The organism is Geodermatophilus sp. FMUSA9-8 (assembly GCF_037034165.1).
GTDB lineage: Bacteria > Actinomycetota > Actinomycetes > Mycobacteriales > Geodermatophilaceae > Geodermatophilus > Geodermatophilus nigrescens.
The window spans coordinates 195,618-215,738 of record NZ_JBAGKE010000006.1 but is presented as its reverse complement, the minus strand read 5'-3'; the positions used below and the strand labels follow the sequence as shown (position 1 = coordinate 215,738).

At 76.7% G+C, this 20,121-nt stretch carries 19 protein-coding genes and 1 pseudogene; 12 read left to right on the top strand and 8 right to left on the bottom strand.

Going from position 1 to position 20,121, the window contains the following annotated elements:
* The first annotated feature begins 27 nt into the window (after window positions 1–27).
* From WA616_RS14505 to WA616_RS14480, 6 genes are all read left to right on the top strand, one after another.
* Window positions 28–450 carry a hypothetical protein gene (locus WA616_RS14505; RefSeq protein WP_073420999.1) on the top strand — a complete coding sequence of 141 codons (423 nt, stop codon included), beginning with the start codon at window positions 28–30 and terminating at the stop codon, window positions 448–450.
* 46 nt (window positions 451–496) lie between these two features.
* Window positions 497–682 carry a hypothetical protein gene (locus tag WA616_RS14500; RefSeq protein WP_336030853.1) on the top strand — a complete coding sequence of 62 codons (186 nt, stop codon included), beginning with the start codon at window positions 497–499 and terminating at the stop codon, window positions 680–682.
* Between the two features lie 58 nt (window positions 683–740).
* On the top strand, window positions 741–1,139 hold the full coding sequence (locus WA616_RS14495; protein WP_336030852.1) for a lipopolysaccharide assembly protein LapA domain-containing protein: 399 nt from the start codon (window positions 741–743) through the stop codon (window positions 1,137–1,139).
* A gap of 202 nt (window positions 1,140–1,341) precedes the next feature.
* Window positions 1,342–3,186: an acyl-CoA dehydrogenase gene (locus WA616_RS14490; RefSeq protein ID WP_336030851.1), complete on the top strand. Its 1,845-nt coding sequence runs from the start codon at window positions 1,342–1,344 to the stop codon at window positions 3,184–3,186.
* Window positions 3,187–3,467: 281 nt separating this feature from the next.
* Window positions 3,468–3,731 (top strand): hypothetical protein, encoded by a 264-nt coding sequence (locus tag WA616_RS14485; protein ID WP_336030848.1) that lies wholly within the window; start codon window positions 3,468–3,470, stop codon window positions 3,729–3,731.
* Window positions 3,731–3,922, top strand: a complete 192-nt coding sequence (locus tag WA616_RS14480; protein ID WP_336030847.1) for a hypothetical protein — start codon at window positions 3,731–3,733, stop codon at window positions 3,920–3,922. Before WA616_RS14485 ends, WA616_RS14480 begins: the two co-directional genes overlap by 1 nt.
* On the opposite strand, the gene WA616_RS14475 is transcribed toward WA616_RS14480, so the two are convergent.
* The 5 genes and pseudogenes from WA616_RS14475 to WA616_RS14455 form a co-directional block, all read right to left on the bottom strand.
* Entirely contained in the window at window positions 3,923–4,528 is a 606-nt protein-coding gene (locus tag WA616_RS14475; protein ID WP_336030845.1) for a response regulator transcription factor, read from the bottom strand.
* Window positions 4,525–5,739, bottom strand: a complete 1,215-nt coding sequence (locus WA616_RS14470) for a sensor histidine kinase (protein WP_336030843.1) — start codon at window positions 5,737–5,739, stop codon at window positions 4,525–4,527. The genes WA616_RS14475 and WA616_RS14470 overlap by 4 nt, the downstream gene beginning before the upstream one ends.
* A gap of 41 nt (window positions 5,740–5,780) precedes the next feature.
* Window positions 5,781–6,596: an ABC transporter permease gene (locus WA616_RS14465; RefSeq protein WP_336030842.1), complete on the bottom strand. Its 816-nt coding sequence runs from the start codon at window positions 6,594–6,596 to the stop codon at window positions 5,781–5,783.
* 54 nt (window positions 6,597–6,650) lie between these two features.
* Window positions 6,651–7,460, bottom strand: coding sequence for an ABC transporter ATP-binding protein (locus WA616_RS14460; RefSeq protein ID WP_336030841.1), 810 nt, complete (start codon window positions 7,458–7,460; stop codon window positions 6,651–6,653).
* A gap of 484 nt (window positions 7,461–7,944) precedes the next feature.
* Window positions 7,945–9,126, bottom strand: a pseudogene (locus tag WA616_RS14455) (MFS transporter); the annotation flags it as partial.
* Window positions 9,127–9,368: 242 nt separating this feature from the next.
* On the opposite strand from WA616_RS14455, the gene WA616_RS14450 reads away from it, so the two are divergent.
* The 4 genes from WA616_RS14450 to WA616_RS14435 are packed head-to-tail and all read left to right on the top strand — an operon-like array spanning window position 9,369 to window position 13,847.
* A complete protein-coding gene (locus tag WA616_RS14450) occupies window positions 9,369–10,121 on the top strand; it encodes a 3-hydroxybutyrate dehydrogenase (protein WP_073420991.1) in 753 nt (250 codons plus the stop codon).
* A gap of 17 nt (window positions 10,122–10,138) precedes the next feature.
* Complete coding sequence (locus tag WA616_RS14445; RefSeq protein ID WP_336030838.1) at window positions 10,139–12,076, top strand: helix-turn-helix domain-containing protein; 1,938 nt, start codon at window positions 10,139–10,141, stop codon at window positions 12,074–12,076.
* A gap of 56 nt (window positions 12,077–12,132) precedes the next feature.
* Window positions 12,133–13,026, top strand: coding sequence for a 3-methyladenine DNA glycosylase (locus tag WA616_RS14440; RefSeq protein WP_336030836.1), 894 nt, complete (start codon window positions 12,133–12,135; stop codon window positions 13,024–13,026).
* Window positions 13,023–13,847: a tyrosine-protein phosphatase gene (locus WA616_RS14435; RefSeq protein WP_336030834.1), complete on the top strand. Its 825-nt coding sequence runs from the start codon at window positions 13,023–13,025 to the stop codon at window positions 13,845–13,847. Before WA616_RS14440 ends, WA616_RS14435 begins: the two co-directional genes overlap by 4 nt.
* Window positions 13,848–13,851: 4 nt before the next feature.
* Here the strand turns inward: WA616_RS14435 and WA616_RS14430 are convergent, their stop codons facing one another.
* From WA616_RS14430 to WA616_RS14420, 3 genes are all read right to left on the bottom strand, one after another.
* Window positions 13,852–15,966: a diguanylate cyclase domain-containing protein gene (locus WA616_RS14430; protein ID WP_336030831.1), complete on the bottom strand. Its 2,115-nt coding sequence runs from the start codon at window positions 15,964–15,966 to the stop codon at window positions 13,852–13,854.
* A gap of 172 nt (window positions 15,967–16,138) precedes the next feature.
* Window positions 16,139–16,291, bottom strand: a complete 153-nt coding sequence (locus tag WA616_RS14425) for a hypothetical protein (protein ID WP_175562895.1) — start codon at window positions 16,289–16,291, stop codon at window positions 16,139–16,141.
* A gap of 159 nt (window positions 16,292–16,450) precedes the next feature.
* Entirely contained in the window at window positions 16,451–18,145 is a 1,695-nt protein-coding gene (locus WA616_RS14420; RefSeq protein WP_336030828.1) for a putative PEP-binding protein, read from the bottom strand.
* Between the two features lie 172 nt (window positions 18,146–18,317).
* Here WA616_RS14420 and WA616_RS14415 point away from each other — a divergent pair, with 172 nt between their 5' ends.
* Both WA616_RS14415 and WA616_RS14410 read left to right on the top strand, forming a co-directional pair.
* A complete protein-coding gene (locus tag WA616_RS14415; protein ID WP_336030826.1) occupies window positions 18,318–19,085 on the top strand; it encodes a DeoR/GlpR family DNA-binding transcription regulator in 768 nt (255 codons plus the stop codon).
* Window positions 19,082–20,107, top strand: a complete 1,026-nt coding sequence (locus tag WA616_RS14410) for a 1-phosphofructokinase family hexose kinase (RefSeq protein ID WP_336030824.1) — start codon at window positions 19,082–19,084, stop codon at window positions 20,105–20,107. Before WA616_RS14415 ends, WA616_RS14410 begins: the two co-directional genes overlap by 4 nt.
* Window positions 20,108–20,121 lie beyond the last annotated feature (14 nt).

The window sequence follows — 20,121 nt, the reverse complement described above, 5'->3', positions numbered from 1 at the left end:
GTGTCCGCGGACCCGCAGGATGAGCCGGTGACCGACCGCACCCGTCCCGACCTCGACGACACGACCGTCGAGGGGCTGGGCAAGCTCTCCGAGGCCCTGGAGACCATCGAACAGGCCCGCGGCCAGCTCTACGGCTTCCACCAGCACTCCGGCAAGGCCGACCGGCTGCTGCAGGAGGCCGTCGAGAAGTTCCGCGAGGCCGGCCACACGCAGCTCGCCGACGACCTCGACCGCGACCTCGTCGGCCGCAACGTCATCGCCGACCGCTGGACCTTCCAGATCGTCGAGGACTACGACGCGTCCTACTGGTCGGCGTTCCGCGACTTCGACGAGCGGGCCCGCACCGAGCTCTCCGGCGGGGACCGGCACGTGTTCGAGGCGCGGATGAAGCAGCGCGAGCGCACGGCCGGGCACCCGGCGCACGAAGCCGGCCCCGCGCTCGACGACTGAGCCGCCCGGGTCGCCGTCGCCACGGGGCGCGCGCAGACTCGGGCCGGTGAGCACGCGCGAGCAGAAGATGCCCGAGCCGGACTCCCCGCGCTCGGTCGGCCCCCTCGGCAGCGACACGTCGGGCCCGCCGGCCCGGGACTCCGACGGCCCGGAGGCCACCGGCCCGGCCGACGGCGCGGCGGGGCCGTCCTGGCCGCCCGCGGAGACGGAGCCGGCGGCGCACCGGGACTGAGTTCCCCGGTGGGGTGCCGGCCGTTTGAGCGGGGCCTCCAGCGGACAGACCGTCGGGCGTGACCGCACCCGGAACGCCCGCCGAGCCCCGGCCCTCCGCGCCGGGCACCGACCCGTTCGCCACCGGCTACGGGACGACCGCCTCAGGCCCGACGGCCGGCACCCCGGCCGCCACGTCGGGTGGCACGTCCGGCGGCACCACCCCGGCCCCGCGGTCCTCCCGCGCCGGGTCCGCCGGCCGCACCATCGGCCGCGGCCTGGCGCTGGCCCTGCTCATCGCCGTCACGGTGGTCCTGGTGCTGTTCATCGTGTTCAACGGCGAGACGGTGCCGATCAGCCTGGTCTTCACCGACGTCCGCGCGCCCCTGGTGGTGGCGCTGCTCATCGCCGCGGGGCTCGGCGCCTTGTTCGCCGCCCTGCTGGGCGCGGTGCTCGCCGCCCGACGGCGCAACCGCTGACCCTGCCGGGCTCGCCCGGCACCTCCCAGGCCCGCCGGGCCTCCTCCCCGGCGTCGACGGCCCGGGACACCCGCTCTGACCCCTGCGGGCGTGTCCCGGGCCGCGCCCTTGCTCCTGGTTACCCGCCGGTAATAACGTTCGTTACCGGCGAGTAGGCACACCTGCCGCCGCCCACCGGCACGGAGCACGGGAGCGACACCGCATGAGCCACTACACCGCGAACCTGCGGGACCTCGAGTTCAACCTGTTCGAGTTCCTCGACACCAAGGACCGGTTCGGCACCGGCCCGTTCGAGCAGATGGACGCCGAGACCGCGCGCGGCGTGCTCGCCGAGATCCGCCGGCTGGCCGAGGGCCCGATCGCCGAGAGCTTCACCGACGCCGACCGGAACCCGCCGGTGTTCGACCCGGCCACCTCCTCGGTGACGCTGCCCGAGAGCTTCAAGCGGTCGGTGCGCGCGATCGAGGACGGCGAGTGGTACCGCCTCGACCTGCCCGAGCACCTCGGCGGCTTCGGCGCCCCGCACGCCCTGACGTGGGGCGCCTTCGAGATGGTGCTCGGCGCCAACCCCGCCGTCTTCATGTACGGCTCGTGGGCCGCCTTCGCCGCCGTCCTGCACGAGCTCGGCACCCCCGACCAGAAGCGCATGGCCGAGCTGATGCTCGAGCACAAGTGGGGCGCCACCATGGTGCTCACCGAGCCCGACGCCGGCTCCGACGTCGGCGCCGGCCGAACGAAGGCGGTGCGCCAGGACGACGGCTCCTGGCACGTCACCGGCGTCAAGCGGTTCATCACCTCCGCCGAGCACGACCTCTCCGACAACATCGTCCACCTCGTGCTGGCCCGCCCCGAGGGCGCGAAGCCGGGCACCAAGGGCCTGTCGCTGTTCGTCGTCCCCAAGTTCCACGTCGACCTCGAGACCGGCGAGCTGGGCGAGCGCAACGGCGTGTACGTGACCAACGTCGAGAAGAAGATGGGCCTCAAGGTCTCCACGACCTGCGAGCTCACCTTCGGCGACGGCCCGGTGCCCGCCAAGGGCTGGCTGGTCGGTGAGGTGCACGACGGCATCGCGCAGATGTTCAAGGTCATCGAGCACGCCCGGATGTTCGTGGGCACCAAGGCGATCGCCACCCTCTCGGCCGGCTACCAGCAGGCCCTGGCCTTCGCGAAGGAGCGGGTGCAGGGCGCCGACCTCACCGCGACGTCGAAGGACGCCCCGCGCGTGACGATCACCCACCACCCCGACGTGCGCCGCTCGCTGATGCTGCAGAAGGCGCACGCCGAGGGCATGCGGGCGCTGTACCTCTACACGGCGAGCTTCCGCGACCGGGTGACCGAGGCCGAGGCCGCCGGCACCGCGGACAGCGAGGAGGCGCGGCTGGCCGCCCGCGTCAACGACCTGCTGCTGCCGGTGGTCAAGGGCTACGGCTCCGAGCGGGCCACCCAGTTGCTCACCCAGGAGTCGCTGCAGACCCTCGGCGGGTCGGGCTTCCTGCAGGACTACCCGATCGAGCAGTACATCCGCGACTCCAAGATCGACACCCTCTACGAGGGCACGACGGCGATCCAGGGCCAGGACTTCTTCTTCCGGAAGATCGTCAAGGACGGCGGTGTCGCGCTGACCTGGCTGGCCTCGCAGGTCCAGGCCACGATCGACGCCGAGGTGGGCAACGGTCGCCTCAAGGAGGAGCGGGCGCTGCTGGCCACCGCCCTCGCCGACGTCCAGGGCATGCTCACCGCGATGTTCGGGCAGCTCACGGCCGCGCAGGAGGACATGGCCAACGTCTACCGGGTCGCCCAGAACACCTCGCGGCTGCTGCTGGCCGCCGGTGACCTGGTCACCGCCTGGCTGCTCGTGCGCCAGTCGGAGGTGGCCCTCGCCGCCCTCGCCGGCGAGGTGGGCGAGAAGGACCGCCTGTTCTACGAGGGCAAGCTCGCCGCCACGCGCTTCTTCTGCACCCAGGTGCTGCCGAAGCTCACCGCGGAGCGGGCCATCGCCGAGGCCACCGACAACGCGCTGATGGAGATCCCCGAGGCCGCGTTCTAGGAGGACCCGCCTGCCCCCACCGCTCGCACGCTCGCGGCGGGCCCCTGCAGGCGGGCCGTTCCAGCACCTCACCGAGATGGCCGCCGTCCCCACCCGGGGGCGGCGGCCGTCGTCGTGCGGGGCCGTCGTGTGGGGCCGTCGTGTGGGGCCGTCGTGTGGGGCCGTCGTGTGGGCCCGGCCTCGCGGCGTGGTGCCCGACCTCGCGCTGCGGGGTGGGGTCGGGCACCACACGGCGAGGCCGGCAGCCGGGGAAGGGCCGTTTCGGGGGGACGACGGCGGGCATGCCCCTCCCCGTGACCGACCCGCAGGGCAGCGACCGCATACAGCAGGACGTCCCCACCGCTTCGGGGACCGGCGACAACAGCGACAGCGGCTCGTCCTTCGAGGACGTGCCCCTGACGCGCGAGGACGCCCTCGAGCGCGACGCGGCCGCGGGCGACGACCTGCCGGCCCGCGCGGACAGCGACGTCGCCCGCGCCCGGGGCGGCGACGCCTCCGGCGAGGTCCAGGGCCCCACCCCACGATCCGGAGGGAACGCCGACTGATGAGCGAGACCGACCACACCGGCTACCGCGAGTCCCCCGACACCACCGACGGGCCGACCGAGTCGAACATGATCGACGGCGTGTCCGGCGAGGACCGCTCCGACGGCGGCGAGGCCGACGTCACCCTCACCACCGACGACGAGGCGCAGCGCGACGACTCCGTCGTCCGGGGCGGCAACGTCCCCGACTGATCAGATCCAGCCGTGGCGGCGGGCGACCTCGACGGCGACGTGCCGGTTGGCCGCGCCGAGCTTGCCCGCCGCCGAGGACAGGTGGTTGCGCACCGTCCCCGGTGACAGGTGCGCCCGCGCGGCGATCTCCTCGACCGGCGCCCCACCGGCGGCGAGCTCCAGCACGTCGGCCTCGCGCGGCGTCAGCGGGCTGTCCCCCGCGCTGATCGCCTCGGCGGCGAGCTCGGGGTCGACGTAGCGGCCGCCGCGCGCCACGGTGCGCACGACGTCGGTGAGCACCGCGGCGGGCACGGTCTTGGGCAGGAACCCGCGCACGCCCGCGGTGAGCGCCCGCTTGAGGTGCCCGGCCCGCCCGTGCCCGGTGACGATCACGACCGCGCAGCCGGGCACCAGGCCCTGCAGCTGGGCGGCGACGGAGATGCCGTCGAGGTCGGGCATCTGCAGGTCGAGCACCGCGACGTCGGGCGTGTGCCGGCGGGCCATCGCCAGCGCCTCGTCGCCCGACGCCGCCTGCGCGACCACCTCCAGGTCGTCCTCCAGCGCCAGCAGGGCCGCCAGCGCCGAGCGGATGAGGTTCTCGTCGTCGGCGAGCAGCACGCGGATCACGGCACCTCCTCCACGGCCGGCACCCGCGCCGGCACCCGCGCCACGACGACGAACCGCTCGCCCACCGGCCCGGCCGACAGCTGCCCGGACGCCGCCGTCAGCCGCTCGGCCAGGCCGCGCAGCCCGCTGCCCCAGTCCGCCCCGGCGCCGGTGACGCCGTCGTTCTCCACCCGCAGCTCGACCGGGTCGCCGGGGACGAGGGTGATCGTGCAGGTGCCGGCCGAGCTGTGCCGCAGCACGTTGGTGACCGCCTCGCGCACCACCCAGCCCAGCGCCGCCTGCGCCGCCGTCGACAGCGTGGTGCCGGCCTCCTCGCCGCGCACGGTGCAGGCGATGCCGGCAGCGCGCAGCACCGAGCGGGCGCCGGCGAGCTCGCCGGCCAGGTCGGTGGAGCGGTAGCCGCGGACGACGTCGCGCACCTCGCGCAGCGACTCCTCGGCGATCCGGCTGATGTCGGCCACCTCGTCGGCGGCGCCGGGCCGGCCGCGGCGCACGAGCTCGCCGGCCAGCTGGCTCTTGACCGCGATCGCCGAGAGGTTGCGGCCCATGACGTCGTGCAGGTCGCGGGCGAAGCGCAGCCGCTCCTCGGCGACGGCGAGCTGCAGCTGCACGCCCCGGCTGCGGTCCATCTCGACGACGACGTCGAGGATCCAGACGGAGAACCGGAAGGCCAGGGTCGTCGCGGCCACCGCCACCCCGATCGAGACCGCGCCGACGACGGCGGCCGGCACCGCGCTGCCGTCGAGCAGCGCGACGGCGGCGGTGAGGACCGTGACCCCGGCGGCGCCGGCCACCAAACGGCGGGTGGCGACGGTGACCGACAGCGCGAGCAGCACCTCGGCGCCGACGAACCCGGCCGCCCAGGGCACCGCGGGCGAGGGCCCGCTCGCCGTCCCCGCGGCGCCGACCACGACCACGCCGACGACGACCAGGCCGGCGAGGACCGCGACCGCGAGCGCCACCCGGTCGGGGCCGGCGGCGCGGTCGGCGAACCCGCGCCGGCTCAGCTGCACGGCGGCCGCCGTCGTCGCCAGGGTGGCGGCCAGGAGCAGCAGCTCCAGCCAGCGCGGGGCACCGGCCCAGTCCGAGGCCACGGCGAGGAGGCCGAACAGCGGCAGCGCGGTGAGGAAGGAGTAGTACGACCACCGGGTGTAGAGCTCGATCCGCTGGGGGTCGCTGCGGCTGCGCCACCAGCGTGCGACGGTCGGCACGGCGCCCATGCTGCCGTACCGACCGTCGCGGGCGGGCTCGCTCACCGGCGCGGGGCCCACCGGAACACCTGGCGGGACACCGACGCGGCGACGGCGATCCAGGCGCCGAGCACCAGCAGGGGCTGCGGCGCGGCCGCCCAGGCACCGGCCCAGTCGACGGCCTGCCCGTCCCACGTCTGCCCGGCGAGACCCAGGCGGGCGAGCTCCACGACCGGCTCCACCGGGGTGAACCGCAGCACCTCGGCGACGCGGTCGGGGAAGACGTCCAGCGGGTACAGCAGGCCCGAGGCCGCGGTGGCCACGAGCACCAGCGGCAGCGTGGTGATCTGCGCGGACTCCGGGGTGCGGGTGAACGACGTGCTGGCCACCGCGAGCAACGTCATCAGGGCGGCCCCGCCGAGCAGCGCGAGCAGCGGCAGCACGACGTCGACCGGCGCCGCCCACTCGCCGATCACCGCGCTGCCGGCGAGCACGAGCACGACCTGGGCGACGGTGACCAGCAGCGTCGGGACGGCGGTCCCCAGCAGCACCTCCGCGCCGCTGAGCTCGCCGCTGCGCATCCGCTGCAGCACCAGCTCCTCGCGGCGGGCGACGAACGTGGTGACCAGGTTGTAGTAGGTCAGGAAGACCAGGGTCACGCCGAGGGAGGTCACCACCAGGCGGGGACCGAGCGCGCCCTCGCCGCCGATGTCGGTGAGCGGGACGAGCGCGACGAAGAACAGCGGCAGCAGCAGCGAGTTGACGACGGCGGTGCGGTTGCGCAGCAGCAGCCGGGTCTCGGCGCCGGCCAGCGCCAGCGTGCGGCGCAGCCGGGACGGCGCGGGACGGGACGGGGCGGGGACGGTGGCGGCGGTCATCGGGAGGCTCCTCTCGGGGCGGGTTCAGGAGGGGCGGGGTCGGGAAGGGCGGGGTCAGGAGGGGTCGGCGCCGTCGGCGACGGCGAGGAAGGCCTGCTCGAGGGAGGCCGCGCGGGCCTGCAGCCCGCCGAGGACGACACCGCGCTCGGCGGCCTCCACGAGCAGGCGGGTGAGCACCGGCTGCAGCGCGCGGGTGTGCAGCTCCACCCGCGGGCCGTCCGAGACGACCTCGGCCCCGGGGACGGCGGGCAGCGGCGCCGCGCCGTCGGGCAGGGTGAAGCGGATGGTGGCCGGCTGGGTGGCGGCGATCTCGGCGGCCGTCCCGGACAGCACGATCCGGCCGGCCCGCATGACCGCGATGCGGTCGGCGAGCTCCTCGGCCTCCTCGAGGTGGTGCGTGGTCAGCACGACGGCGGCGCCCTCGGCCACCCGCTGCCGGACCAGCGCCCAGACGGTGCGCCGGCTCTCCGGGTCCAGGCCCGTGGTGGGCTCGTCGAGGACGATCACCCGCGGGGAGCCGAGCAGCGCGAGGGTGAGGTCCAGGCGGCGCCGCTCACCGCCGGAGAGGCTGCGGACGCGGACGTCGGCGCGGCCGGTGAGGTCCACCTGCGCCAGCGCCTCCTCGACCGGTCGCGGGCCGGTGAGGGTGGCCGCCCACATCGCGACGGTCTCGCGGACGGTGAGGTCGGCGGGCAGGCCGCTGGTCTGCAGCAGGACGCCGAGGTGCGGGCGGACGGCGGCGCGCTCCCGGACCGGGTCGGCGCCGACGACGCGCACCGTCCCGCCGGACGCCGGCGCCAGGCCCTCGAGCACCTCGAGGGCGGAGGTCTTGCCGGCGCCGTTGACGCCGAGCAGGGCGAACACCTCGCCGGGGTGGACCTCGAAGCTGACGCCCCGGACGGCCTCGACGTCGCCGTAGCGGCGGCGCAGGTCGGTGACCTCCACGACGGGGGCGGCACGGCCGGTCGCGGCCGGGACGGGAGCCGGGTGGGTGAGCGGCACGGGGCCTCCTCCTCGTGCCCCGCCGGCCGCTGGTCGGCCGGTCCTCCGGGGCACGTCCCCACGCTCCCGCCGACCCCGGCCGGCCGCGGGTGCCGTCTCTCACGACCTGGCGCCGGGCGCGCACGGGCCCCCCGTGACGCGTGTCATGGGGGGCCCGTGGACCGGGGTCAGACGGCGGCGGTGCGGCGCTCCCCGGCGGAGGCGACGGCGTCGTCGGCGCCGAGGTCGCGCACCCGGGTCTCGCCGTAGGAGAGGACGGCGACCAGGGTGACGACGGCGCAGGCGGCCACGTACAGCGAGACCCGGCCCGGGTGGGCTCGGAGAAGCTGCCGAGCAGCGCGACGGCGATCAGCGGCGCGGGGGCACCGGCGATGACCGAGGCGAGCTGCGCGCCCACGGAGACGCCGGTGTAGCGGGCCTTGGTGCCGAACAGCTCGGCGAAGAACGCCGCCTGCGGCCCGTACATGGCGCCGTGGAACAGGAAGCCGACGACGAGGGCCAGCACGACCAGCCAGAAGCTCCCGGTCTCGTAGAGCTCGAACAGGGCGAACGCCCACACCCCGGTCCCGGCGGCGCCGAGCAGGTAGACCGGCCGGCGGCCGACCCGGTCGGACAGCGCGCCCCACAGCGGGATGGTCACCAGGTGCACCGCCGAGGCGACGAGCAGCGCGTTGAGGGCGAACGAGGAGTCCAGGCCCAGCCCCTTGGTGAGGTACGCCGTCGTGAACGCCGTCAGGACGTAGAAGGACACGTTCTCCGCGATCCGGGCGCCCATGGCCACCAGGACCTCCCGCTTGTAGCGCGCGAGGACGACGGCGATGGGCGCCTGCTCGGCGGCACCGGTCTCGCGCGCCCGCGCCTCGGCGGCCCGCTGGGCCTCGAGGAACACCGGCGACTCGCTGACCGCCAGCCGCACCCACAGGCCGACGAGGATGAGCACGGCCGAGAGCAGGAACGGGATGCGCCAGCCCCAGGCCTCGAACGCCGCGTCGGACTGGAAGGCCGCGAGCAGCGCGAGCACCGCGGTGGACAGCAGCTGACCGGCCGGGGCGCCGGCCTGCGGCCAGGACGCCCAGAAGCCGCGGTGCTCGGGACGCCCGTGCTCGGACACGATGAGCACCGCGCCGCCCCACTCGCCGCCGAGGGCGAAGCCCTGCACGAGGCGGAGGAACACCAGCAGCAGCGGCGCGAGCGCGCCCACCGTGGCGTAGGTGGGCAGCAGGCCGATGGCGAAGGTGGCGCCGCCCATCATGAGCAGCGAGACGACGAGCAGCTTCTTGCGGCCCATCCGGTCGCCGTAGTGGCCGAAGACCAGGGCGCCGATCGGGCGGGCGGCGAAGCCGATCGCGTAGGTGCCGAAGGCCAGCAGGACGCCGGCGAAGTCGGACGAGTCGGGGAAGAACAGCGGGCCGAAGACGAGCGCGGCGGCCGAGCCGTAGAGGAAGAAGTCGTACCACTCGACGGTGGTGCCGATGATGCTCGCGCCGACGACGCGGCCGAAGCGCCCTCGCTCTCGGGGTGCGGTCATGCGGGGTCTCCTGGGGGACGTCGGGGTCCGGTCGTCCCGACGCTAGGAAGCCGATCGCGTTCCACCCATGTGGCCGAGGACAGTCCTGTGACCTGGTTCATGTGGTCCGGGCCCATGCACTCGCGGCGACGACCGGTGGCGGGGCACCGGGCACCCGGTGTGGCCGGACACCACCGCGGCGGCGCCGAGTGTGTGGCCGCGAGCCGTGGGAGTCATGGCGGCGGGGTCCTACCCTCGCCGCCATGGCTGCGCAGGACCTGGCGGGACGGCGGGCGCTCGTGACGGGCGGCGCCTCGGGCATCGGCCGGGCGGTCGCGGCCCGGCTGGCGGAGGCCGGCGCGGCGGTCGTCGTCGCCGACCGGGACGCCGCGGCGGCCGGGCGGGTCGCGGCCGAGGTGGGCGGCACCGCGGTCGCCGTCGACCTGACCGACCTCGCCGCCGTCGACGCGCTGGACCTCGACGTCGACGTGCTGGTCAACAACGCCGGCTTCCAGCACGTGGCGCCGCTGCACGAGTTCCCGCCCGACGTCTTCGCCACCATCCTGCGGCTGATGGTGGAGACGCCGTTCCGGCTGGTCCGCGGCGCGCTGCCGCACATGTACGCCCGCGGCTGGGGCCGGGTGGTCAACGTGAGCTCCGTGCACGGCCACCGCGCCTCGCCGTACAAGTCCGCCTACGTCACGGCCAAGCACGCGCTGGAGGGCCTGTCGAAGGTGGTGGCGCTGGAGGGCGCGGCGCACGGCGTCACGTCGAACTGCGTGGCCCCGGCCTACGTGCGCACGCCGCTGGTCGAGGGGCAGATCGCCGACCAGGCGCGCTCGCACGGGATCTCCGAGGACGAGGTGGTCGAGCAGGTGATGCTCGCCCCGGCCGCGCTCAAGCGGCTGATCGAGCCCGCGGAGGTGGCCGACGCCGTCGCCTGGCTCTGCTCGCCGGCCGCGGCCTCGGTCACCGGCACGTCGCTGCGGATGGACGGCGGGTGGACCGCCCACTGACGAGGCGGCCGGGCAGGATGCCGCACGTGACCCGGACCACAGCGCTGCCCGCCGACGGCGCCGGCCCGCCGCCGCGGGTGCCCTCCGCGGCCGCCGAGTACCTGCAGCTCGTCCTCGACGACGCCGCCGCCATCGAGTACGAGGGTCCGCTGGTGCGCGCCCGCTCGGGCGGCGCCGACCCCGAGAGCCTGGCCGAGCTCGAGCGGGTGCGGCTGCTGGCGCTGCAGGTGCGGGCCGCGTTCGCCGCCCGGCGGCGGCGCGAGTCGGAGCTCTCGGCGCTGTTCGACACGGCCAGCGACCTGGCCACGCTGCGCGGCGTCGACTCGGTGCTCACCGCGATCGTGCGGCGGGCCCGGCAGCTGCTCGGCACCGACGTCTCCTACCTGACCCTCAACGACGACGCCCGCGGCGACACCTACATGCGGGTGACCGACGGGTCGGTGTCGGCGCGGTTCCAGGCGCTGCGGCTGCCGATGGGCGCGGGCCTCGGCGGGCTGGTGGCGCAGACGGCCGCGCCCTACTCGACGGCCAGCTACTTCACCGACTCCCGGTTCCACCACACCGACGCGATCAACAACGGCGTGCGCGAGGAGGGCCTGGTCGCCATCCTCGGCGTGCCGCTGATCCGCGGCTCGCAGGTGATCGGCGTCCTCTACGCCGCCGACCGCACCGAGCGCACCTTCGTCCGCTCCGAGGTGGCGCTGCTCGGGTCGCTCGCGGCGCACGCCGCGATCGCGATCGACAACGCCCGGCTGCTGGAGGAGACCCGCACGGCGCTCGAGGAGCTGTCCGCGGCGACCCGGGAGCTGCGGGCGCACACCGAGTCGGTGGAGCGGGCGGCCGGGGCGCACGACCGGTTCATCGACCTGGTGCTGCGCGGCGGCGGCGTGGAGGACGTGGCGGCGGCGGTGACCGAGGCGCTCGGCGGGCGGATCACCGTGCTCGACGAGGAGGGCCGCCCGACCTCCGGCGACGACGGCGCGCTGCCGCCGGACCCCGCCGGCGCGCTGGCGCTGGCCCGCTCGACCGGGCGCACGGTGGGCGACGGCGGGTGGTGGACCGCCGCCGTGACCGTGGGCAGCGACCTGCTCGGCGGCCTGGTGCTGCAGCGCGACGGCGACCTCGCCGAGGGCGACCGGCGGATCCTCGAGCGCGCCGCGCTGGTCACCGCCCTGCTGCTGCTCATCCGGCGGACGGCCAGCGAGGCCGAGGGCCGGGTGCGCGGTGAGCTGCTCGACGAGCTGCTCACCGTGCCGCTGCGCGACCCCGAGGGGCTGCGCGAGCGGGCGCGGCGGCTGGGCGCCGACCTCGACCGCCCGCTCGCGGTCGTCGTCGTCCGGGTGGAGGAGCGCTGCCGCGGGCGCGCGCTGGCCGCGGCCGGGCACCTGGCGGCCACCCGGGCGGGGCTGGCCGGGGTCCGCGACGGCCGGGTGGTGCTGTGCCTGCCGGACCTGGCGGCGGGCGAGGCGGCGGCGCTGGCGCGGCGGGAGGTCGCCGCGGCCGTGGGGCGGCCGGTGACCGCGGGCGGCGCCGGCCCGGTGCCGGGCCCGGCCGCGGTGGCCGCCGCGGCGGCGGAGGCGGCGCGCTGCGCGTCGACGCTGCTGGCGCTGGGCCGCGACGGGCAGTCGGCGAGCGCCGGGGAGCTGGGCTTCGTCGGCCTGCTGGTGGGCGAGGGCCGCGACGTGCCGGGCTTCGTGCAGGCGACGCTGGCGCCGGTGCTCGACTACGACGCCCGCCGCGGCACCGACCTGGTGGCCACGCTGCGGGCGTGGTTCGACACCGGCGGCTCGCCGGCGCGGGCCGCCGAGGCGCTCAACGTGCACGTCAACACGGTCACCCAGCGGCTGGACCGGGTGGGCCGGCTGCTCGGGCGGGGCTGGTCCTCGCCCGAGCGGGCGCTGGAGGTGCAGCTGGCGCTGCGGCTGCACCGGCTGACCGCGGCCGACGGGTCCTGACACCGGGCGTCCGCCGCGACACCGCCAGGGACCGGCGGCCCTCCTACCCTGGTCGGGTGCCCGTGCCCGTCCTGCTGCCCGCGGCGGAGTGGACGGCGCGCGCCGCGGCCCACGACGCCCGCGTCGAGCGCTGGACCGCCCCGCACCGCGAGCGCCGCCGGCGCGGCGAGAGCCACCCGGTGCTCGACTTCCTGTTCACCTACTACTCCGAGACGCCGAGCCGGCTGCGCCGCTGGCACCCGGGCCCCGGCGTCGCCCTCGCGCCCGGCGACGGCGGTCCCGCCCCGCACGCGGCCTGGCGCTGGTACGCCACCGGTGGGGACGGCGCGGCGACCCTCGACGCCGCCGCGTACCTCGCCGACCGCGGCGCCACCGTGCGGTTCGTCCGCGATCTGCTGGCGGCCACCGCGGCGCGGCCGGCGCAGACCGGCTGCCTCGGCCTGCACGAGTGGGCGATGGTCTACCGCGCCGACGAGCGCCGGCACGCGGTGCCGCTGCGGCTGGGCCGGGCGGGCACCGACGCCGTCGTGGAGTCCCACCCCGTGCGGTGCAGCCACTTCGACGCGTTCCGCTTCTTCACCCCGGACGCCGTCGGCCTCAACCGGCTGCGGCCGACGCGGGAGACGCAGGTCGCGATGGAGCAGCCGGGCTGCCTGCACGCCACGATGGACCTCTACAAGTGGGCCTACAAGCTCTCCCCCGCGGTGCCCGGCGAGCTGCTGGCCGACTGCTTCGCCCTGGCCGTCGAGGTCCGCGAGCTGGACATGCGGGCCTCCCCCTACGACCTCGCCGACCGTGGCTACGCGCCGGTGCGGATCGAGACGCCGGAGGGCAAGGCGGAGTACGTGGCCGCGCAGCGCGGGTTCGCCGAGCGCGCCGCGCCCCTGCGGCGGCGGCTCGTCGAGGTCTGCGACGCCCTCCTCGGGGCGCGCTCTACCGTCGGGGCGTGAGCTCACCGCACCCCGACCGCTGGCTGCGACTCGACGGCACCACCAACACGCGCGACCTCGGCGGCCTGCCGACCACCGACGGCGGGCGGACGCTGCCGGTCCGGGTGCTGCGCAGCGACAACCTGCAGACCCTCAGCGACGACGACCTGCGCCGGCTGGCCGAACTCCCCCTGCGCGACGTGATCGACCTGCGCACCACCGCGGAGGTGCTGCTCGAGGGCCGGGGGCCGCTGCGCTCGGTGGAGGGCGTCACGCACCGGCACCTGAGCCTGCTGCCGGAGAAGGGCCGCCACACCGACGTCTTCGCCGTCGAGGAGGACGACCTCCCGGAGCTGCCGGCCGACTGGGTGGAGACGCTGCTGCCGCGGCAGACCACCGAGGCCGACGAGGTGGAGCCGCCGGCCGTGCGCGCCTACCTCGGCTACCTGCACCACCGGCCGGAGAACGTGCTGGCCGCGCTGCGGGTGATCGCCGGGGGCGAGGGCGCGGCGGTCGTGCACTGCGCCGCCGGCAAGGACCGCACCGGCGTGGTCGTCATGTTCACCCTGGCCGCGGCCGGGGTGCCCGAGGAGGAGATCGTCGCCGACTACGCGCTGACCGCCGAGGTGATCGAGGCGCTGGTGGCCAAGCTGAGGAGCTCGCCGACCTACGCCGAGGACATGACCAGGCGCGACGTCGCGAGCCACACCCCGCGCGCGGAGACGATGCGGCGGCTGCTGGAGGTCCTGCACGAGCGGCACGGCGGGCCGCTGGGCTGGCTCACCGAGCACGGCTTCGGGCCCGACGAGCAGGCCGCCCTGCGGGCCCGGCTGCGCGACTGACGCCTCAGGTCGCCGTGCGCGGCTCCGGCGCCGGCGGCCGGTCGCGGTGCTTGGTGCGGTACATCGCCGCGTCGGCCTCGCGCAGCAGCCGCTCGGCCACGGCGCGCGGGTCGGTGGCCTCCCCGGAGTGCACGGCCACGCCGGTGCTCGTGCCGACGTCGACCGGGATGCCGTCGAGCCGGAACGGCTCGCCGAACGCCGCGGCGACCCGGGCGACCACGCCGTCGGCGGCGCCCGGCCCGGCCAGCCGGGGCACCAGGACGGCGAACTCGTCGCCGCTGAGCCGCCCGATCGTGTCGCCGGGCCGGACGGCGGCGCGCAGCCGGGCCGACACCTGACGGAGCAGCTCGTCGCCGGCGGCGTGGCCGAGGCCGTCGTTGACCGCCTTGAACCGGTCGAGGTCGCTGAACAGCACGGCGACGTGACCGCCGGCCGGGGAGGCGGCGAGCGCCTCGACCAGCCGGTCGCGGAAGAGCACCCGGTTGGGCAGGCCGGTCAGCGCGTCGTGCGTGGCCTGGTGGCGCACGGTCTCCAGGAGCCGGGCCTTCTGCAGCGCCGTCGAGGCCTGGTCTCCGACGCCGCGCAGGCGGGTGAGCACCTCGCCGTCGAGGGCGTCGGCGGTCTGGCCGGCGGCCCAGCTGGCGGTGACCACGCCGAGGAAGGTGGCGCCGGCCTGCAGCGGCAGGGCGACGACGTCGGTGAGGTCCAGCGCGGTGAGCAGCTCCCGCATCGGCGTGCTGGACCCCCGCGCGGTGAGGACGCGGGGCTCGCGGTCGGTGAGCATGGCGAACAGCTCGGGGACGTCGGCGGCGCGCAGGTCGGCCGCGCGCAGCACCTGCTCCTGGGCGGGCGCGAGCCCGTCGCACGCCGCCGCCCGGAGCACCGCCCCCGCGGGGTCCCACAGCAGCACGCCGGAGCTGCCGCACCCGACGATGCTGGGGAGCGCGCGGGCGACGACGTCGGCGACCGCGGGTGCCTCGGCGGCCTGCGCCAGGCCGTGGGCCAGGTCCAGGAGCGCGCCCGCGCGCCGGGCCTCGGCCCGGCTGGTCTCCAGCGCCATCACCAGGTCGAGGGCGGCGGCCGCGTGACCGGCGTAGGCGGCGAGCATGGCCCGCTCGTCGCCCAGGCCGCCGTCGGCCCGGCCGAGAGCGGCCAGCCGGCCGTGGGTGCGCCGCGCGGAGGCGACGTCGACGACGACGGAGCCCGGGCCGAGGTCCTCCCCGGCGAGCAGGCGGGCGGTGAGACCCGGGACCTCCGCCGCGGGGAGGCCGGCGCTGTGCACGAGGGGGGCGCCGCCGTGCGGTGAGGCGACGGCGAGCAGGTAGGCGGGCGCCAGGACGGCCGAGGCGGCGCGCTCGACGATGCGCGGGAGGACGGTGCCCAGGTCCTCGCCGTCGACGAGGTCGGTGGCCGCGGACTGCAGGGCCCGCACCTGGTCGCGCAGGGCGGCGAGCTCGGGGTCGGTCCCGGCGCGGCGGCGCCACGGCAGCCGCGACCTCCGGTCCCAGGACAGGGAGTAGACGCAGGCGGGGTGCCCGTCGGACTCGCACTCGTCGTGCACGACGCGCGCGGGGGCCAGCCCGAAGACGGTGGGGACCATGGTGATCAGGCCCCGGGCGTAGTCGCAGTCCAGCCGCGAGTGCACGTGGCCCTCGTGCAGCCGGTAGCGGAGGGTGGCCGAGGTGGCGTCGGCGTCGAGCACCTCCATCGTGGAGGTGGTGGAGAAGTTGGCGACCGCGCGCGGGAGCCTCGCGTAGACCTGCCGCGGGGACCCGAGGGCGCGCACCAGCACGACCACGCTCGCGTTGAGGCCCGCCCGCAGCGACTCCGCGCCCACGCGGAACATCACGCCGGGGTCGCCGAGCACCTCGGCCGCCGCGGTGAACAGCCGGATGCGGGTGTCGTAGCTCGTCCAGGTCGACGGGAGGCTCAGCTCGGCCGCGCTGAACGGCACGCCCGCCCGGCGCAGCAGCTCCTCCACCCCCGCCTCGCCGGCGTGCGCGCGGACGAAGGACAGCACGAGCCCGGTCGTGGCGCCCGACGTCTCGCGGGCCTCCTCGGCCGCGTGGCCCGTCCCGCCGCCCCGCGGCTCCCCCGGCTCCCCGTGCACTCCCGTCACGGGCGTGTCATCGGCACGACGCGCGGGCCGGTTGAGCCGCCGACCCGAAGGGGGGAGGCCGGCCGGAGGTCGCCCGAGAGGACGGCCCGGGCGCCCCCGGACAGCAGTCGGCCCCGGGCTGCGGGGCAGACCGGGGCCGTGCGGGTCGCGTCCCTCCGGGGGACGCCGCGCGTCAGAAGTCGCGGGTGTGGAAGGCGCTGCTGTTGGCCATCGTGAGCAGCTCGTCGCGCATCGCCGGGCTGCTGCTGCGCGCGAGCGCACGGTCCAGCGCGCGCCGCGTACGAGCCGCCTGCCGACGCTGCCGCCAGGTGGTCGTGATCGACATCTCGTCGTCTCCTCTTTCGGTGCCGGTGTGGGGTGCACCTGTAGTAAAGCAGGCACGGGCCACATCATTCCGACGATCCGTAGGGAGTGTCGTCACATCTCCGACGATCGTTCACCTTGGGGGTGGGGCGGGCGGCCTCCCGACCACCCGCCCGACGCCTCAGCCGCGGGAGAGCGCGGCGCGGGCCGCGGCCCGCGCGGCCCGCGGGTCGTCCGCGGCGAGCGCGGCGTCGGCCGCCTCCCGGCAGGCCGCGGAGTCGACGGTGGCCAGCCGGGCACCGACCCCGGCCACGGCCGGCGCGGCGCACGACAGCGAGGTGACGCCGAGTCCGGCGAGGACGCAGGCCAGCAGCGGGTCGGCCGCCGCCTCGCCGCAGACGCCGACCGGCTTGCCCGCGCGGCGGCCCGCGGCCGCGGTGGCCGCCACCAGCGCGAGCAGCGCCGGCTGCCAGGGGTCGGTCAGGTCGGCGAGGTCGGCGGAGAGCCGGTCGGCGGCCAGCGCGTACTGCGACAGGTCGTTGGTGCCGATCGACAGGAAGTCGACGTGCTGCAGGAACCGGTCGGCCAGCAGCGCCACCGACGGCACCTCGACCATGATCCCGGGCACCAGGCCGCGGTCGCGCACCCGCGCGGCGAAGTCCTCGGCCTCCCCGACGGTGGCCACCATCGGCGCCATCACCCACGGCGTGCTGCCGGTGCGGCGGGCGGCCTCGGCGACGGCGTCGAGCTGGCGGTTGAGCAGGCCCGGGTCGCGGCGGGCCACCCGCAGGCCCCGCACGCCGAGGGCGGGGTTGGCCTCCTCCGGCGGCGTCGCGAACTCCAGCGGCTTGTCGGAGCCGGCGTCGAGGGTGCGCAGCACCACACGACGGCCCGCGGCGGCCTCGAACACCTCGGCGTAGCCGGCCGCCTGCTCCTCGACGGTCGGCTCGGCGGCGCGGCCGAGGAACGCGAGCTCGGTGCGGAACAGGCCCACCCCCTCGGCGTGGGCGGCCATCGCCGCGCGCGTGCCGGCGCCGTCCTGCACGTTGGCGTAGACGGGCACGGCGACCCCGTCGCGGGTGGCGGCCGGGCCGCGGTAGCCGGCCAGCGCCTCGGCGGCCCGGCGGGCGGCCTCCACCTGGGCACCGGCGGACGACGGCTCCGGGTCGACGGTGACCGTGCCCTCCTCGGCGTCGAGCAGCACGGTGGCGCCCTCGGGGACGGCGTCGAGGCCCTCGACCGCGACGACCAGGGGCAGGTTGAGCTGGCGGGCGATGATCGCGGTGTGGCTGGTCGTGCCGCCCAGCCGGGTGGCGAGGCCCAGGATGCGTGCCGGGTCGAGGCCCGCGGTGTCGGCGGGCGCCAGGTCGTCGGCGAGCAGGACCGACGGGGTGTCGGGGGCCGGCGCTCCGGGCTCACCCTGGCCGGTCAGCTCGGCGACGACGCGGTCGCGCACGTCGCGCACGTCGGTGACCCGCTCGGCCATGACGCCGCCGAGCGACGTGAAGACGTCGACGAACTGCTGGGCGGCCTGCACGGTGGCCACCGCAGCCGGGACCCCGGTGGCGATCCGCTGCTCGACGGCGCCCAGCAGGCCGCGGTCCCGCGCCAGCCCCGCGGTCGCCGACAGCACCTCCGCGGTCATCCCGGTGGCGGCCGCGGCCCGCGCCGCCAGCCGGCCGGCGACCGCGTCCGCGGCGGCGGTGAAGCGCGCCCGCTCCTCCTCGCGCGCGGCCTCGGGCAGCGTCTCCGCGGACGCCGCGTCGGGCAGGCGCACCGCGCCGGCCGGGCGCACGACCGGGCCGAGGACGACCCCGGGCACGACGGGCGTGCCCGTCAGCGGGGTGGTGGCGCGGCTGGTGGTGGTGCTGGACATGCGGACCTCCACGTCGGGGATGAGCAGGGGACACCGTCGTCTGTTGGTGACCAGACTCACGAATACCTGTTGACTTGTCAACGTAACCAACGTAGAACCACAGAGACACAAGTCGGTTACCACATGTTCGGGCGAGCGAGACCGGGGATCCGGCCGACGGAGGAGGTGGACGGTGTACGCCGAGGAGCGCCAGCAGGCGATCGCCACGCTCGTCACCGAGCAGGGCCGCATCGCGGTCACCGCGGTGGCCGAGCAGTTCGGCGTGACCACCGAGACGGTGCGCCGCGACCTCGCCGTCCTCGAGCGGGCCGGCGTGCTGCGCCGGGTGCACGGGGGCGCGGTGCCGAGCGGCGCGCTGACCCTCGTGGAGACGGCGCTCGTCGAGCGCAACGCCACCCACGCGGAGGCCAAGCGCAAGATCGCGGCGGCCGCGGCCGACCTGCTGCCCGCCGCAGGGGGCAGCGTCCTGCTCGACGGCGGCAGCAGCACCGCCGCGCTGGCCGAGGTGCTGCCGGGCGACCGCGGCCTGTTCGTCGCCACCAACTCGGTGCCGATCGCCGCCCGCCTCGCCACCGCCCCCGGGATCACGCTGCACGTGCTCGGGGGCCGCGTGCGCGGGCTGACCCAGTGCGCCGTCGGCGAGTCCCCCGTGCGCGCGCTCGCCGACCTGCGCGCCGACGTCGCCTTCCTCGGCACCAACGGCATCACCCCCGGCCACGGCCTGACCACCCCCGACGAGGCGGAGGCCTCGGTCAAGCGGGCGATGGTCGCCGCCGGGCAGCGCGTGGTGGTACTCGCCGACAGCAGCAAGATCGGCCGCGAGCACCTCGTCCGCTTCGCCGCGCTCGACGACGTCGACGTCGTGGTCACCGACGGCGGCGCCGACCCGGGCGACGTCGAGCGGCTGGAGGACGCCGGCGTCGAGGTCGTGGTCGCGTGAGCGCCGCTCCGCGACGGGGCCGGGTCGTCACGCTCACGGCCAACCCCAGCCTCGACCGCACCCTCGCGCTGCCCGGCGCGCTGGCCCGCGGCGAGGTCGCGCGGCTCGGCGCCAGCGTCACCGAGCCCGGCGGCAAGGGCGTCAACGTGGCCCGCGCGCTCGCCGCGGCCGGGGCCGACGTCGAAGCGGTCGTCCCGGCCGACGAGACCGATCCGCTGGTCATCGCGCTGACCGCCCTCGGGCTGCGGCCGCTGATCGTGCCCACCGGGGTGCCGGTGCGCACGAACTACTCGCTCATCGAGCCCGACGGCACCACGACCAAGCTCAACGAGCCGGGCACCGCCCTGGACGCCGACACCCGAGCCGCCCTGACCGCGGTCCTGACCGGTGCCGCCCATGACGCCGCCTGGGTGGTGCTGTCCGGCTCGCTGCCGCCGGGCACGCCCGAGGACTGGTACGCCGACCTGGTCCGCGCCGTCCGCGGCACCGGCGCCCGGGTCGCCGTCGACACCTCCGAGGCGCCGCTGCGCGCCCTGCTCGCCGCCGGCCCGGACGCCGCCCCCGACCTGCTCAAGCCCAACGCCGAGGAGCTCGCGCAGGTCACCGGCACGAGCGAGGCCGAGCTGCTGGCCGACCCGGCGGCGCTGTCGGCCGCGGTCGCGCGGCTGCACGACGGCGGCGTCGCCGAGGTGCTGCTGACCCTGGGCGGCGACGGCGCCGTCCTGTCCACCGCCGCCGGCGAGGTCTGGTCGGCCCGCGCGCCGCGGATCGCCGTCCGCAGCACCGTCGGCGCCGGCGACTCCAGCCTGGCCGGCCACCTGCTCGCCGACCTCGCCGGCGCGCCCGCCGCCGACCGGCTGCGGCGCGCCGTGGCCACCGGCTCGGCGGCCGCGGCGCTGCCCGGCTCCGCCGTCCCGACGCCGGACCGGGTCGACCCGGCCGCCGTCGCGGTCACCCCCGGCCTGCCCGGGGTGCCCGGCTCCCCCGAACCCGTCCCGGCCGCCGGCCGCGACGTCCCCTGACGCCCCGGAAGGTC

What these genes read in the sequence shown, in the direction of transcription:
- WA616_RS14490 (WP_336030851.1), top strand. Translation starts at nt 1,342, where the DNA reads ATGAGCCACTACACCGCGAACCTGCGGGACCTCGAGTTCAACCTGTTC.
- WA616_RS14485 (WP_336030848.1), top strand. Translation starts at nt 3,468, where the DNA reads ATGCCCCTCCCCGTGACCGACCCGCAGGGCAGCGACCGCATACAGCAG.
- WA616_RS14480 (WP_336030847.1), top strand. Translation starts at nt 3,731, where the DNA reads ATGAGCGAGACCGACCACACCGGCTACCGCGAGTCCCCCGACACCACC.
- WA616_RS14465 (WP_336030842.1), bottom strand. Translation starts at nt 6,596, where the DNA reads ATGACCGCCGCCACCGTCCCCGCCCCGTCCCGTCCCGCGCCGTCCCGG.
- WA616_RS14450 (WP_073420991.1), top strand. Translation starts at nt 9,369, where the DNA reads ATGGCTGCGCAGGACCTGGCGGGACGGCGGGCGCTCGTGACGGGCGGC.
- WA616_RS14445 (WP_336030838.1), top strand. Translation starts at nt 10,139, where the DNA reads ATGCCGCACGTGACCCGGACCACAGCGCTGCCCGCCGACGGCGCCGGC.
- WA616_RS14425 (WP_175562895.1), bottom strand. Translation starts at nt 16,291, where the DNA reads ATGTCGATCACGACCACCTGGCGGCAGCGTCGGCAGGCGGCTCGTACG.
- WA616_RS14420 (WP_336030828.1), bottom strand. Translation starts at nt 18,145, where the DNA reads ATGTCCAGCACCACCACCAGCCGCGCCACCACCCCGCTGACGGGCACG.